This is a genomic window from Sulfurospirillum multivorans DSM 12446 (assembly GCF_000568815.1).
GTDB lineage: Bacteria > Campylobacterota > Campylobacteria > Campylobacterales > Sulfurospirillaceae > Sulfurospirillum > Sulfurospirillum multivorans.
On record NZ_CP007201.1, the window covers coordinates 354465 to 367700 of the forward strand.

Annotated in this window: 17 protein-coding genes; 13 read left to right on the forward strand and 4 right to left on the reverse strand. The window is 41.1% G+C overall.

Translation table 11 applies throughout. The annotated features are described in order from the left end of the window. Nucleotides 1-39: 39 nt before the first annotated feature. Entirely contained in the window at nucleotides 40-1068 is a 1029-nt protein-coding gene (locus SMUL_RS01840; protein WP_025343563.1) for a YeiH family protein, read from the forward strand. On the opposite strand, the gene SMUL_RS01845 is transcribed toward SMUL_RS01840, so the two are convergent. Continuing rightward, nucleotides 1063-1539, reverse strand: a complete 477-nt coding sequence (locus SMUL_RS01845; protein ID WP_025343564.1) for a glutathione peroxidase — start codon at nucleotides 1537-1539, stop codon at nucleotides 1063-1065. The genes SMUL_RS01840 and SMUL_RS01845 overlap by 6 nt on opposite strands. Nucleotides 1540-1649: 110 nt before the next feature. Here SMUL_RS01845 and SMUL_RS01850 point away from each other — a divergent pair, with 110 nt between their 5' ends. The 3 genes from SMUL_RS01850 to SMUL_RS01860 are packed head-to-tail and all read left to right on the forward strand — an operon-like array spanning nucleotide 1650 to nucleotide 3090. Continuing rightward, nucleotides 1650-1880 carry a ribbon-helix-helix protein, CopG family gene (locus tag SMUL_RS01850; RefSeq protein WP_025343565.1) on the forward strand — a complete coding sequence of 77 codons (231 nt, stop codon included), beginning with the start codon at nucleotides 1650-1652 and terminating at the stop codon, nucleotides 1878-1880. Then, nucleotides 1873-2124 (forward strand): type II toxin-antitoxin system RelE family toxin, encoded by a 252-nt coding sequence (locus SMUL_RS01855; RefSeq protein WP_025343566.1) that lies wholly within the window; start codon nucleotides 1873-1875, stop codon nucleotides 2122-2124. The genes SMUL_RS01850 and SMUL_RS01855 overlap by 8 nt, the downstream gene beginning before the upstream one ends. An 18-nt stretch (nucleotides 2125-2142) precedes the next feature. Further along, complete coding sequence (locus SMUL_RS01860) at nucleotides 2143-3090, forward strand: hypothetical protein (protein ID WP_025343567.1); 948 nt, start codon at nucleotides 2143-2145, stop codon at nucleotides 3088-3090. A gap of 16 nt (nucleotides 3091-3106) precedes the next feature. Here SMUL_RS01860 and SMUL_RS01865 read toward each other — a convergent pair whose 3' ends face one another. The 3 genes from SMUL_RS01865 to mqnF are packed head-to-tail and all read right to left on the reverse strand — an operon-like array spanning nucleotide 3107 to nucleotide 6038. Then, nucleotides 3107-3958 carry a YitT family protein gene (locus SMUL_RS01865; RefSeq protein WP_025343568.1) on the reverse strand — a complete coding sequence of 284 codons (852 nt, stop codon included), beginning with the start codon at nucleotides 3956-3958 and terminating at the stop codon, nucleotides 3107-3109. Next, nucleotides 3958-4818 carry a signal peptide peptidase SppA gene (gene sppA / locus SMUL_RS01870; RefSeq protein ID WP_025343569.1) on the reverse strand — a complete coding sequence of 287 codons (861 nt, stop codon included), beginning with the start codon at nucleotides 4816-4818 and terminating at the stop codon, nucleotides 3958-3960. The genes SMUL_RS01865 and sppA overlap by 1 nt, the downstream gene beginning before the upstream one ends. Further along, nucleotides 4812-6038, reverse strand: a complete 1227-nt coding sequence (gene mqnF, locus SMUL_RS01875) for an aminofutalosine deaminase family hydrolase (RefSeq protein ID WP_025343570.1) — start codon at nucleotides 6036-6038, stop codon at nucleotides 4812-4814. Before mqnF ends, sppA begins: the two co-directional genes overlap by 7 nt. Before the next feature lie 78 nt (nucleotides 6039-6116). On the opposite strand from mqnF, the gene aroQ reads away from it, so the two are divergent. The 9 genes from aroQ to fliY are packed head-to-tail and all read left to right on the forward strand — an operon-like array spanning nucleotide 6117 to nucleotide 13233. After that, nucleotides 6117-6602, forward strand: a complete 486-nt coding sequence (aroQ, locus tag SMUL_RS01880) for a type II 3-dehydroquinate dehydratase (RefSeq protein WP_025343571.1) — start codon at nucleotides 6117-6119, stop codon at nucleotides 6600-6602. A 1-nt stretch (nucleotide 6603) separates the two neighbouring features. Further along, nucleotides 6604-7632 (forward strand): M24 family metallopeptidase, encoded by a 1029-nt coding sequence (locus tag SMUL_RS01885; protein WP_025343572.1) that lies wholly within the window; start codon nucleotides 6604-6606, stop codon nucleotides 7630-7632. Then, complete coding sequence (gene folK / locus SMUL_RS01890; protein ID WP_025343573.1) at nucleotides 7629-8096, forward strand: 2-amino-4-hydroxy-6-hydroxymethyldihydropteridine diphosphokinase; 468 nt, start codon at nucleotides 7629-7631, stop codon at nucleotides 8094-8096. Before SMUL_RS01885 ends, folK begins: the two co-directional genes overlap by 4 nt. Next, entirely contained in the window at nucleotides 8093-9379 is a 1287-nt protein-coding gene (flhF, locus tag SMUL_RS01895; RefSeq protein WP_148295256.1) for a flagellar biosynthesis protein FlhF, read from the forward strand. Before folK ends, flhF begins: the two co-directional genes overlap by 4 nt. Next, entirely contained in the window at nucleotides 9360-10232 is an 873-nt protein-coding gene (locus tag SMUL_RS01900) for a MinD/ParA family protein (protein ID WP_025343575.1), read from the forward strand. The genes flhF and SMUL_RS01900 overlap by 20 nt, the downstream gene beginning before the upstream one ends. Nucleotides 10233-10255: 23 nt before the next feature. After that, nucleotides 10256-10630, forward strand: a complete 375-nt coding sequence (locus SMUL_RS01905) for a hypothetical protein (RefSeq protein WP_025343576.1) — start codon at nucleotides 10256-10258, stop codon at nucleotides 10628-10630. Beyond that, nucleotides 10596-11315, forward strand: a complete 720-nt coding sequence (locus tag SMUL_RS01910; RefSeq protein WP_025343577.1) for an RNA polymerase sigma factor FliA — start codon at nucleotides 10596-10598, stop codon at nucleotides 11313-11315. The genes SMUL_RS01905 and SMUL_RS01910 overlap by 35 nt, the downstream gene beginning before the upstream one ends. Beyond that, nucleotides 11308-12366, forward strand: coding sequence for a flagellar motor switch protein FliM (fliM, locus tag SMUL_RS01915; protein WP_025343578.1), 1059 nt, complete (start codon nucleotides 11308-11310; stop codon nucleotides 12364-12366). The genes SMUL_RS01910 and fliM overlap by 8 nt, the downstream gene beginning before the upstream one ends. Nucleotides 12367-12369: 3 nt before the next feature. Further along, a complete protein-coding gene (gene fliY, locus SMUL_RS01920; protein WP_025343579.1) occupies nucleotides 12370-13233 on the forward strand; it encodes a flagellar motor switch protein FliY in 864 nt (287 codons plus the stop codon). Nucleotides 13234-13236: the final 3 nt, after the last annotated feature.

Here is a 13236-nt window from a genome sequence, read left to right on the forward strand (position 1 = left end):
AATCGTTTTATAATCTCTAAAATCGTTTCAAGGATAACCATGTTTCAAAAAGAGCATCGCACTAATACGCTTAGTGGTATTTTATTGGTTGCACTTTTTGCGATGAGTGCGACCTATTTGGCGGAGTTTTCATTGTTTCAACGCCTTGGCATCAGTCCTTTGATTATTGGCATCGTTCTTGGGATGATCTATGCCAACACACTTCGTACAAAATTGCCCAAAGAGTGGGTTCCTGGCATTCAATATTGCACTAAAACTATTCTTCGAGCAGGCATCGTTTTATACGGTTTTCGCATCACCTTTCAAAACATCGAAGCCGTAGGTCTTGCAGGCATTGCAACGAGTGGTTTGGTGGTGAGCTCAACGTTTATTATCGGTTATTTTGTGGGGACACGATGGCTCAAATTAGACAAAGAGACGACGATCTTAACCAGTGCTGGAAGCTCCATTTGTGGCGCTGCTGCAGTACTTGCAACGGAGCCTGTACTGAACGCAGAGCCTTACAAAAGTGCTATCGCGGTTTCAACTGTCGTGGTGTTTGGAACGCTTGCGATGTTTTTCTACCCTTTTGCCTACAAATTTGGGGTCATTCCTTTTACTCCTGAGCAGATGGGCATTTACATCGGAGGAACCTTGCATGAAGTTGCACACGTTGTTGCCGCGGGGAATGCTGTAGGCGTGGAAGCCTCAAAGACAGCGGTCATTGTCAAAATGATACGGGTCATGATGCTCGCTCCTTTTTTAGTGATTTTGGGATTTTGGTTGGTTCAAACGTCGCATGCGCTGAGCCAAAAGCAAAAAAAGAAGATTACAATTCCTTGGTTTGCCGTCTTTTTTATCGGTGTTGCAGGGTTTAATTCGTTAAATTTTGTTCCACTCAATGCCATAGAATATATCAACGCCATCGATACCTTTTTACTGACTATGGCGATGAGCGCTTTGGGAATGGAGACGAGCATCGACAAGTTTAAAAATGTGGGTATGAAGCCGATCTATTTGGCGAGTATTTTATTTGCATGGTTGATGGTTGGAGGCTTTTACATCGTCAAATTTTCATTGATGTTATAAATAGAGCAGAATGTCCACTTCTAAAGATTCTGGTTTGGTTGCTGGGGCAAAACGGTTGACAATAACGCCGCTTTTATCGACTAAAAATTTGGTGAAGTTCCATTTAATCGCTTCAATTCCCAAAAGCCCCTTTTGCGCCTCTTTAAGGTATTTGTAGAGTGGGTGAGCCTCTTCCCCGTTGACATCAATTTTAGCAAACATAGGAAAAGTAACACCATAATTGAGTGAGCAAAAGCTCTGGATTTCCTCTTCGCTCAAAGGCTCTTGATTCATAAATTGATTGCACGGAAATCCCAAGATAACCAGCCCTTGGTCTTTGTACTTTTCATACAAACGCTCAAGCCCTTCGTACTGGCTCGTAAAGCCACATTTACTCGCCACATTCACGATGAGTAAAACCTTGTTTTTAAAGCTACTCATTGAGATGATTTCACCGCTAATCGTTTTCACTTCAAAGTCATAAATACTCATAAAAGCTCCTTGTTTGACACAAACATGAAAAACAGAAAATTATAGCAAAGTTATTGACAAGTAACGCTATATGCACTACAATTGTATCTACAAAATAAAAGGTGCTACGTATGAAACAGGCTATTAATATACGTCTCGAAAAAGAGATGATTGACACATTGGATGAATATGCAGGTGAGCTGGATAAGAGTCGAACCAGTTTGATCGAAAAAGCAATTGAGCTTTACTTTGATACGCTCGATGAGATGGTGGCGGACAAACGCATCGACAATCTCAAAAGTGGCAAGTCAACCGTAATCTCTTTGGGAGAGGTCTTTAAACAAGCAGGAATCAATGTATAAAGTCGCCTTTGAGCAAGATGCTCAAAAAGAGTTTTTGAAGCTTCAACAAAGCATTCAAACGTTTGTCGCCACAAAGATTTTAGAGCTCCAAGCAGGTAATTTTTTAGGCGATAAAGCACTCAAAGGTAAACACAAAGGCAAATTTAGAAAACGAGCTGGAGATTACCGCATTGTTTACCTCAAAGAAGGCGAGTTACTTGTTATTACGATCATCCGTGTGGCACATCGGAAAGAGGTTTACTAAATTGAAGGGAAATATATAATGTCACTAAAAGAATCTCAAAATATGCCTAGAAAACAAGATAAAGAGACTATTTTTAATTCTTTTGATTTAAAAAAAGGTTTAATTATAGCTTTAATTTCAAGTGTTTTAGTTGGGATTGGTTATATAGCAAAAATAGAATATTTTGATAAAAAAACACAAGCTGAACAATTTGTTATTGAAAACCATAAAATTTTATATAAGCAAGGAAGTGAAAAATTTCAAATTCTTCAAAATGTATATCGTGAAATCACAAATTATTTGACATCACGATATGGCTTAACACCAATAGAAATTAAAAAAGATAAAGTGTTTGACAATTTCTATAAAACTAAAAATGAAATGCTTGATTATAAAAAAGAATTAGAAAAATACTCATTTGATACTTTCATTCTTTCGATTGACAATATCTTAAATCTTATGTATTCTGATATGTTGATTATAGAAACATACAAACTTTCTAGTCACGCACTAGAAGATAAAATTGGACAGATTTTATCTGAAGAAAATATACAAAAATTATCTGATATAGATGTTAATATGATAAAAAAAATATTGATAGCTGTTGATCATGATTTGGATAAATTTATTTCTTTAGAAAATGAGCTTTATTTTAGACTAGATCCTTTTAGTACACAATTGGTGAATGGATTGGAAGAGGATTTTAATAGTAATTTTCGTAGTTTTTTAGGGATGAAAGGGTTAAATAAAGAACAAAATTTAAATAAATTGATTCATGATTGGAAAAATTATAAATATGATGATCAAACGTATCCATTTATCATATCAAGTCAAAGAATTTATGCAGCACCTAACTTAAAGGTTGAAGGTGAATTTTTTGTATCGCAAAATTCTTTTTTGAAAAAGCAAATTTTATTAAAATTTATTTTAAGTGCGTCTTCTAAAATTTATGGAGAAAATTTTTTTCAAAATTTATCAGAAAATTAGAAAATAGTGTGTTTGTCTAGTCTCTTCCCAAAAACTCAGAAGCTTCGGAGATAATGAGAAACGCTTCAGGGTCGTACTCACGGATGATGTCTTTAAGCAGTTGAATTTTTGAGATCTCAACCGAGAGCAAAATCATCGTCTTCGTCTGTTTTTGATGGTGCAATCCTACACCTGTAAAAATCGTACCGTGCTCTTCGATGCGCTCTCTGATCTGTTCGGTTAAACTTTCAACGTTGTTAGAGACGATTTTAACGACTTTTTTAGAGGGACGACCTGTGAGGATGACATCGATGATCTTAGCCGTGACATACACCCCAATCATGCTATAAAGCGCTTTTTTCAGGTCTCCATAGACGAAAATGTAGGCAAACATGATGGTCACATCGATGCTTAGAAGTACCTCAGAGGCTTTAAATTTACTCTTCATTGCGACGATTTCACCCACCACTGACGTGCTGCCTGTAGAGGAGCGTCCTTTGATGACCAACCCGACGCCAAGACCTATAAAAATACCCCCAAAAACAGCGGCTAACAAAACGTCATCGGTGAGCGGTTTTAGGTGCAGAAATTCTCGAAAAAGATCGGTAAAAAATGAGGTGGAAAGCATGGCGAGCAGGGTTTTAAAGGTGTATTGCTTTCCAAAATAGATAAAGCCTAAAAGGATGAACGGAACACTCACCAACATAATGAGCGTTCCTAGCGTGAGCGATGTCACAATATAGTGCAAAATAAGCGCAATACCGATACCACCACCCGTGACCATGTTGTTAGGCGATAAAAAGCAGACGACGGCAAACGCCATCGACATGGTGCCTAAAAGCACGTAGAGGTATTGCAGAAAAGCTAGGGAGCGTGAAGGCAGTTTCATTATTTGAGATACCCCATCAAGTTAAAAATAGGCAGTTTGGAGCTGCTTTCTAATTTTTTCATCCATTTATCCATCGCATCTGGCTTCTCCCAAACGGCTGATTTGACTTGGGCAAGCTCCTCGACCTTGTTTTTAGCATCTTGGATGGAGCCCACTTCGTCGATAAGGTGTAGACCCAGTGCTTTTCGGGCGATAAAAACTTGTGCGTTCGCAAATTCATTGGGTTTCGCAAGGTTGAGTCCTCGCGCTGTGGCGACATCGGTGATAAAAAGGGTATACGCATCATCGATCAGCTCTTTAAGTGCGCCGCGCTCTTTGGGTGTCCATTCACGGGTAAACGTTCCCATCTGTTTATACTCACCCGCGGTAATAATCTGCTCTGAGATACCCAGTTTTTTAGCCAACTCTGCCACGTTAGGCGCTTGGAAAAGCACTCCGATGGAGCCTACAAACGCCCCTGGATTGGCAATGATATGGTTTGCCCAGATGGAAGCGTAGTAACTTCCGCTAGTCATACTTCCTGCCGCGTACGCCACGACAGGTTTGTGCACGCTCAAACGTTTCACTGCCATCGAAAGCTCGATGGAAGGCGCTAAAGCGCCACCAGGAGAGTCTACATGTAAAAGCACACCTTTGATGTGTTCGTCTTTATCTGCTTTGTCGATGTTCTCTAAAATCTCTTCAACGTTTAAGATTTCACCTTCGATTTTGATGATCGCAAGGTTGGGGTTATTTAGCTCTTCTTGGGAACCAAAAATCAGCACCAAGATCAGTACAAAAAGCATTGCTTTAAAGTGGTTTTGGATGTAGCTAAGAATGGCACCTATCCAGATAAAAGGTTTTTTAATCAGGTCTAGCATGGTTGTTCTCCGTCAATAAAAGTTAAACGGGTTTGGTGCGTGTGCAAGATGAGCTGTAGTGCCACATCCTCTTTTTCACACGCTTGTGGCAAGGTTGCCACGATAAGGTCACTGTAACGCTTTTTTTCAAGCACGCCACACGGCAGTTGTAACGCTTTGGCAGCGTTACATGTAACGCTTTGTAGAAGCGTTTTCGCTAAGCTTGAAAGTTCACATTCAGCATGCATCATTAAGGCAGAGCGCATTTCATCCCAAAGGCTGAGTGAAATGTTGGAGCTCAGTCCATCGGTTCCTAAGGTGAGGTTGATATTCTCTTTTTGCACGGCTTCGAGACCCAGTTTCCCCACCCCTAAAAGTCGGTTGGAAACGGGGCAATGTGTCAAGGTCGCTTTTTGCTCAGCAATCATCTCTAACTCGTGTTGCGTTGCGTGTACCGCGTGGGTGAAAAGCGTTGTGTTTTGCGAAAAAAGCTCAAGGAATTCTACACTTGAACACATCGGTTTGGCATGAGGATTAAACGCACTAAAAAACGTTTCAAAATCGCCCGTTCCTTCATCGATCCACGCACGCTCCGCAGGGCTTTCCATAAAATGGGTGGAGACCACACACTGCTCTTCACGAGCAATTTGAAGTGCTTTTTTAGCCAAAATCGGATGCGTTGAGTAGGGTGAATGCACGGAAATCGCAGGAATGAAACGTTTACATGTAAACTCTTTGGACGCTTCAAGTCGCCCCCTGAAATCCCCATACATCGCGTCTACGGTACTCGGAACCGAGCCTAAAACTTCATTGAAATAAACCACACGTTGCGGTGCCTGAGCACACGCTTCCAAGTCCGCTCCAAAACTGCTGATCGCACCCAAGGTGGTTGTGCCACTGTAAAGCATCTCGTGAAGTTTACATGTAATGAGTTCCGTTGTTGCAAGCGCGCTGAGCTCTTCTCGATGTTTGATGACGGAGCGAAGCCATGGGATAAAATCGCCATAGCGAAGCATGCTTTGGTTGGCACTAAATTCGAGGTGAACATGGCTATTGATGAGACCGGGCAAAATAACACTGTTTGGAGGTGTTTCAATCAATTCTGCATGAGGATATTTTTGTTTTAAATCTTCACTGTGTCCTACATCAATGATGGTTTCATCAAAAGCAACAGCACCTTTTTCTATGATCTCAAAAGAGGCGTTGCAGGGTACTACAAAGTCTGCAATTAACAGTTTCACATCGATCCTTTTTGGCGTAATTGTATCCTAAACTAACCACTGATATAATAAGAGTAAATTTTAAACAAAAGGTAACTCATGAAAATTGTCGTGATTCAAGGTCCAAATCTTAATATGCTCAGTCACAGAGAGCAAACCATCTACGGTGGCATGAAACTTGAAGAGATTCACTCTCAAATGGAGACGGTCGCCAAACAAAATGGTTTTGAAATCGAATTTTTTCAATCCAATTTAGAGGGCGAAATCGTTGATCGTATCCAAGAATGTCTTGGCGACGCAGATGGCATTATCATCAATCCAGCAGCCTATACTCACACCTCGATTGCGATTCGTGATGCGATTAGCGCGGTTGCTTTGCCAGCGATTGAAGTGCATATTAGCAACATCTACCGACGTGAAGAGTTTCGTCAAAAAAGCATGACCGCAGCGGTTTGTACGGGTCAAATCAGTGGTTTTGGACCGTTTGGCTACCACCTTGCGATGATCTCGATGATGCAAATGTTAGGTGAGCTTGACGCACTTCGCAAAGCACAAGCTGCACAACAACACGTCACAAAAGCGTAAGATGAACTACATTCTCCAAGATGAAAATGCGCTTTATTACGAATGCGGGTTTTCATGCGATCATGCGGTTTTTTTGAAGCTTGGAAGCGAAGCCTTTTTTATCACCGATGCCCGTTATACAACAGAAGCCTCAGAGATCATCCAAAATGCAACTGTTTTAGAGGGCGATAGACGCGATCTGCTCAAAACAGCGCGTCTGTTGATCCGAAAAAGTGGCATCACAACGCTTGCGTATAACCCCGCCGAATGGAATGTGGAAGCGTACGCAAGGCTGAGTGAAAAGTTGAGCATCAACCTTCAAAAAAAACCTAATTTTTCGCAACAAAAACGCATCATCAAAAATGAGCATGAGCTTGAAATTCTCAAGAAAGCGGCACTTTTTGGACGAGATGCATTTACTCAGTTTGGAGAATTTTTAAAACTTCATGGCGAAGGTATGGATGAAAAACGTGCCTTCTTTGAAGCCGAAGCGATTTTAAAACGCCACGGCGAATTGGGGCTTAGTTTTGAGCCGATTATCGCGCTTGGAGCGAATGCCGCCAAACCGCATGCGCTGCCTACATGTAAAACGCTTCAAAAGGGTGAACTCGTTCTTTTAGATGCGGGCGTGAAGTATCAGCGTTACTGTTCTGATCGCACACGCACGAGCTTTTTTGACACGCAGTTTAACTTTGAGAAAGAGCAACATTTTAACGAGACCTTTAAACAGAAAGTTTATGATACAGTGCTGTCCGCGCAAGAAGCGGCACTTAAAACGGTCAAAATTGGTGTTAAAGCCAAAGAGATCGACAAAGCGGCGCGCGATGTCATCGACAAAGCGGGATTTGGAGCGTACTTTATTCACTCCACGGGGCATGGTGTCGGACTTGATATTCATGAACTTCCTGTCATTAGTGCGCGTTCAGAAACCATCATTGAAGAAAATATGGTCTTTACCATCGAACCTGGCATTTATTTACCAGAGCAATTTGGCGTACGCATTGAAGATACGATTATTGTGAGAAATAGCGGCGCTGAGGTTATGGGGTGAAGCTAGAACGCATTCGATTTTTTCCTACATGTAAAAGGGCCAACCCCCATTTTTCGCACCGAGCTGTCATCGGCCTTGGTGGCAATCAAGGCGATGTTAAAAAGCGTTTTGTCAAACTCTACCGTATCTTTTTAAACGATCCACGTTTTTATATACAGAAAAGCTCCATGGTGTTTCAAAATCCACCGTTTGGCTATCTGGATCAGCCCGATTTTTACAATGCAGTGATCGTGTTGCAAACTTCTCTAAGCGCAAAAGCATTGCTCAAAGTGCTTTTACGCTTAGAGCATCTTTTCGGGCGCGTGAGACTCTTTAAAAATGGACCAAGAACGCTGGATTTAGATATAATATTTTTCGATAATCAAAAGATCCATCAACCAAACTTAATCGTTCCCCACCCTAAATGGTCGGAGCGTGCATCGGTTATCGTTCCACTCTTTACGCTAAAAAGTTTTAAAGGATAGAGGTGAAATTTCATACGTTTAGTGGTGAAACGCCAGCAGAAGCGCTCAAACAAGCTCAACAAGACTGCGGTGAAAATGCGCTTGTGATAAGCACCAAACAGATTCGCAAAAAGACGATTAGCACTTCCGCACTCTACGAAGTGGTTGTTGCCGTCGAAGAAGATCAACCAACACCCATTCCAAAAAAACCAGAACCAAGAGCCGAGAGTAAATACAAAAGTGGCGAAGATGTCCTCTTTAGCCTCTCAGAAGCGGCCAAGCAGATCTCACAAATTGCGCAAGCGACAGGCGATATGGGTGGCTCAAATGCTTCAAGAGCGGCAGAGCGAGCTCAAAACAGTGAAGGCATTGGCGAGATCAAATGCGAGATCAATAAGCTTGCCGATAAAATTAAACTGATTCAAGAGATGTTTTGGGAAGAGAGAGCGCCACATCGCAATAATTTAGCGATTCCTTCAGAATTTTCAGAGATTTATAAACTCGCTAAAACCAGTGGCATGGGTGAAGATCATTTAGAAAACATCATGAACCTCACCTTAGAACACATGCCTGTACGCATGAAAAACAGCTCAGAGACGATCAAGCGCTATTTTCAAGTCTTACTTCGCAAACTGATTCCTGTGCGCATGGAAGCCGAACTTCCCAAAGGCAATAAGCGCGTGATGATGTTTGTAGGACCAACCGGCGTGGGCAAAACAACGACGATTGCTAAGCTTGCGGCACGTTACTCCTACATTCAAGAAAAGCGTGCGAAAGTAGGCATTATCACCCTTGATACGTATAGAATTGGAGCGGTTGAGCAACTCTTTCAGTATGCGAAGATGATGCGTTTGCCCATCGAAGATGTGGTCGATCCTAGCGATTTTAATAATGCTCTTTCTTCACTCAGCCATTGCGATGTCATTTTGATCGATACGGTAGGAAGTTCACAGTACGATAAAGATAAACTGATCAAGCTCAATAAGTTTCTGCAAAGCTCCCAATTACAAATCGATGTTAACTTAGTGCTCTCCGCGGGAAGTAAGCTTGAAGACCTCAAAGAGATCTACAAAAACTTCTCTTTTTTAGATATTGATACACTTATTTTTACAAAATTTGATGAAACGAAGGTTTTTGGAACGATATTTTCTTTGATTTACGATATTGACAAACCCGTAAGTTATTTTTCCATTGGTCAAGAGGTTCCTGATGACATTGTCCCAGCCTCCAGTGACTTTTTGGTTGAATGTATTTTAGATGGCTTTGAGAAAAAAAGAGGTGAACATGGAAACGCAGGCGAATAAGCTCCAAGAACTGGTCGGCGCAGCTTCTGCAAAAGAGCATAGCCATACGAAATACATTGCCATTACCAGTGGTAAAGGCGGCGTGGGTAAAAGTACGGTCAGTGCCAATATGGCAAATATTCTCGCTAGCAATGGCTACAAAGTGGGGCTCTTTGATGCGGATATTGGACTAGCAAACCTCGATGTCATTCTCAATGTTCGCATTGATAAAAATATTTTACATGTACTTAAAGGCGAGTGTACGTTAGCCGATGTGATTGTCCCTATTAAAAAAAATCTTTTGCTCATTCCTGGTGAAAGCGGTGATGAGATCTTAAAATACTCCGAGCAGTTTTTGTTCGAGCGCTTTTTAGAAGAGACTAAAGTGCTTAACGATCTTGATTTTATGATCATCGATACGGGTGCTGGCATTGGTGGGCATATACAACTTTTCCTAGAAGCAGCAGATGAAGTTATTGTGGTCACAGTGCCTGATCCTGCGGCGATTACCGATGCGTACGCAACGATTAAGATCACCAGTAAAACGCAGTCAAACATTCATGTCATATTAAACATGACCAAAAGCGAAAAAGAGGCGCAACTGATTTTTGATAAGATCAATAAAGTTGCCATGGCGAATATCGGCAATGGTTTGAAGCTCAATTTAATTGGTAAATTGCCTGAGGATAAACTCATTTCAAAAAGCATCAAACAGCGCACGCTTTTTACCAATGATGCGCCTAATTCTTTGGCATCTTTGGATATGAAACGCATCGTCAACAATTTAGTCTACAAATTGGAACGAAAAGTGCTTAAAAGTGATACGAATAAGAGCTTCGGAAGCTTCTTTAAGCGTATTATTGAGCAATTTTAGATACATTTTGTAAAGGCGTTTATATGGTCAAATCAGAAAATTTCATCTATTTTTTCACCATCTGTGGTTTTTTTATAGGGTTGATGTTTTCGATACTGAATTTTTCAGAGCCAGAAGAGATACTCTTTTACACGTTAGAAATAACGCTGTTTTTTTATCTCATTATCCATGTGGCTGTGATGAATTTCTTTGATTTTGATCGTATGGCGACGTTTATTTTCGATAAAAAAGATCACGAAAATATTGGCGATTATTTTATTCAAGAGCTTGAGAGTAGAGAAAAAGTGATGGACAGTCTCTTAGCAAGCATTGATAATATGAACCAGCACTATGATAAGATCATGAAAGGCTCAACGGAGAGTAATGAATCCTACACCACTAAAAAAGCAGCAGCCTAATCCTTACAGTCAAAATATTAAAAAAGAGCAAGATGAACTTGTCTTGCAATACCTTCCTGCCGTGCGTGCTATGGCGTATCGCCTTCGTGAGAGACTTCCCGCATCGGTAGATGTCAATGATCTGATCTCCATTGGAACCGAGGAGATGATCAAACTTTCCCGCCGTTACGATAAAGACCAAAATGACTCTTTTTGGGGATACGGTAAAAAACGCGTCTACGGTTCAATGCTCGATTTCTTACGCTCTTTAGATACGATGAGCCGAGCCAACAGGCGCCTCATCAAAATGGTCGATCATGAAATCACCGCCTATTTGGGTGAACATGGAAATGAGCCAGATGATGCTTACTTGGCACAACTTTTAAATGAAGATATTGAAAAGATAGCCGAAGCTAGAAATAGTGCTATGATAGTCTCTATCATGTCACTTAATGAACAGATCACCATTCTCTCAGGCGAAGATACCGCACAAAGAGTGGAAAAAGATGAGCTGATGGAGATGGTGCAAAGCATCCTTACAACCTTTAATGAGCGAGAACAGATGATCATTCAACTCTATTATTTTGAAGAGCTCAACCTCAAAGAGATCAGTGAAATTTTGGATATTAGTGAATCAAGGATTTCTCAAATTCATAAAAAACTTTTGGTAAAGATCAAAGAACAGTTGGGAATTAACCATGGCTGATATATTAAGTCAAGAAGAGATCGATGCGCTCTTAGAAGTTGTCGAAGAAGAGGGTGATACACTCTCCGCTGAAGTTGAGGCATCTGATACCAGACAAGTTATTCTTTACGACTTTAAACGACCCAATCGTGTTTCCAAAGAGCAGTTGCGTGCGGTTAAAGGTATTCACGACAAGATGGCGAGAAACCTCGCTTCGCAGATCTCTTCCATAATGCGAAGTATCGTTGAAATTCAACTGCACTCTGTCGATCAGATGACGTATGGTGAGTTTTTGATGTCCCTTCCAAGCCCAACGAGCTTTAACGTCTTTTCGATTAAGCCACTGGATGGTAACTGCATTATTGAGATCAACCCTTCTATCGCTTTTCCAATGATCGACAGACTCTTAGGTGGACTGGGAGAGTCGTATGAATCAACGCGTGAGTTAACCGACATTGAGCTCAATCTCCTGGACGCCATTTTGCGTATTATCATGCAACGTCTTAAAGAGGGTTGGGCGCCGATTACGGACATGTACCCAACGGTTGAGACCAAAGAGTCTAGCCCTAACGTTGTTCAAATCGTTTCACAAAATGAGATTGTTATTATGGTGGTGATGGAGATTATCATTGGAAATTCCAGCGGTATGATCAACCTGTGTTACCCTGTTATTTACCTAGAACCCATTCTCTCACGCCTTGCAAACCGCGATATTATGCTCGGTGAAACGAGTGCTAAAAAGAGTCGTAACAAAGAGCTCAATACATTGATTTCACGTGCAGAAGTGTTTATTGAGTCCATCATTGGACAAGCAGAACTCAGTGTAGGAGAGCTTTTAGAGCTTAAAAAAGGGGACATAATCAGGCTGGATCGTGCAGCAGATGATAAAGCCATTGTGATGATTGATAAAAAAGAGCTCTTTTTAGCGGAGATTGGCTTGCATCGTTTCCGTAAATCGATTAAAATAGAGAGTTTGGTTCGAACTGATAAAGATGAAGTCAAAAGTGCGCTCGAAGAGCTAGAACATATTCGTAAATCAAAAATTTCATCATTTGATACATCGCAGGGGTAAAGTGTGAATAATACATTTGTACAATTATTACAACAAGAGGTTATCTCTACCATTGAAGGGTTAACAGGTATTGCACCTACGGTTGAACTCAACAAAGAGGAGAGTGGTGAGAGTAAACTCAAACTCAGTCCTCCCCTTGCAAAGCTTGATGTCACGGTTGGTGGAGAACTTCGCGGTCGCATGCGTGTTACAATTGCAACGTCGATCGCAACAGCCATTGGCGATATGATGCTGGGTGGCGAAGGTGATGAAAAAGAGGAGATGGACGCAGAAGATCTTGACGCGACCAAAGAGATTATCTCCAATATTTTAAGCTCTTTCTCACGCTCGCTTGGCAGTCAGAAAAATATGCCTAAATTGGAGTTTGACATTGATGGCATTGAGTACATTGATGCTAACAGTCAAATCGATTTTAAAGGGTATGAGAAGCTTTTTATTTACAATTTAGCCGTTCATAATTCTCATGATACGATTGCTTTTGCGATCACACATGAGCTGATACCGCTTATTGGTGAGGAGATCGCACCTTCTTTTGTCAGTGATGAAAGAGAAGAATATACCTATGAAGAGCCTAAAAAAGTTGTTATGGGGATTAGTCCTGAGGAGCTTAGTAATATCGAACTGATTAAAGATGTCAGACTGCCTATTCGTGTGCGCATTGGCTCTAAAAAGATGCTTTTAAAAGATGTTTTAAGCATGGATATCGGCTCTGTCATCGAGCTGGATCAATTAGCGAATGATCCTTTGGAAATTTTAGTCGGAGACAAAGTGATTGCGATGGGTGAAGTGGTCATTGTCGATGGTAACTTTGGTGTGCAAATAGGCGAGATCGGAACGAAACGTGAACGCTTAGAGAAGTTGCGATAGTAC

Bases quoted from the DNA above. Each gene is read 5' to 3' on its own strand.
- SMUL_RS01840 (WP_025343563.1), top strand. From the start codon at position 40: ATGTTTCAAAAAGAGCATCGCACTAATACGCTTAGTGGTATTTTATTG.
- SMUL_RS01845 (WP_025343564.1), bottom strand. From the start codon at position 1,539: ATGAGTATTTATGACTTTGAAGTGAAAACGATTAGCGGTGAAATCATC.
- SMUL_RS01850 (WP_025343565.1), top strand. From the start codon at position 1,650: ATGAAACAGGCTATTAATATACGTCTCGAAAAAGAGATGATTGACACA.
- SMUL_RS01855 (WP_025343566.1), top strand. From the start codon at position 1,873: ATGTATAAAGTCGCCTTTGAGCAAGATGCTCAAAAAGAGTTTTTGAAG.
- SMUL_RS01860 (WP_025343567.1), top strand. From the start codon at position 2,143: ATGTCACTAAAAGAATCTCAAAATATGCCTAGAAAACAAGATAAAGAG.
- SMUL_RS01865 (WP_025343568.1), bottom strand. From the start codon at position 3,958: ATGAAACTGCCTTCACGCTCCCTAGCTTTTCTGCAATACCTCTACGTG.
- sppA (WP_025343569.1), bottom strand. From the start codon at position 4,818: ATGCTAGACCTGATTAAAAAACCTTTTATCTGGATAGGTGCCATTCTT.
- aroQ (WP_025343571.1), top strand. From the start codon at position 6,117: ATGAAAATTGTCGTGATTCAAGGTCCAAATCTTAATATGCTCAGTCAC.
- SMUL_RS01885 (WP_025343572.1), top strand. From the start codon at position 6,604: ATGAACTACATTCTCCAAGATGAAAATGCGCTTTATTACGAATGCGGG.
- SMUL_RS01900 (WP_025343575.1), top strand. From the start codon at position 9,360: ATGGAAACGCAGGCGAATAAGCTCCAAGAACTGGTCGGCGCAGCTTCT.
- SMUL_RS01905 (WP_025343576.1), top strand. From the start codon at position 10,256: ATGGTCAAATCAGAAAATTTCATCTATTTTTTCACCATCTGTGGTTTT.
- SMUL_RS01910 (WP_025343577.1), top strand. From the start codon at position 10,596: ATGAATCCTACACCACTAAAAAAGCAGCAGCCTAATCCTTACAGTCAA.
- fliM (WP_025343578.1), top strand. From the start codon at position 11,308: ATGGCTGATATATTAAGTCAAGAAGAGATCGATGCGCTCTTAGAAGTT.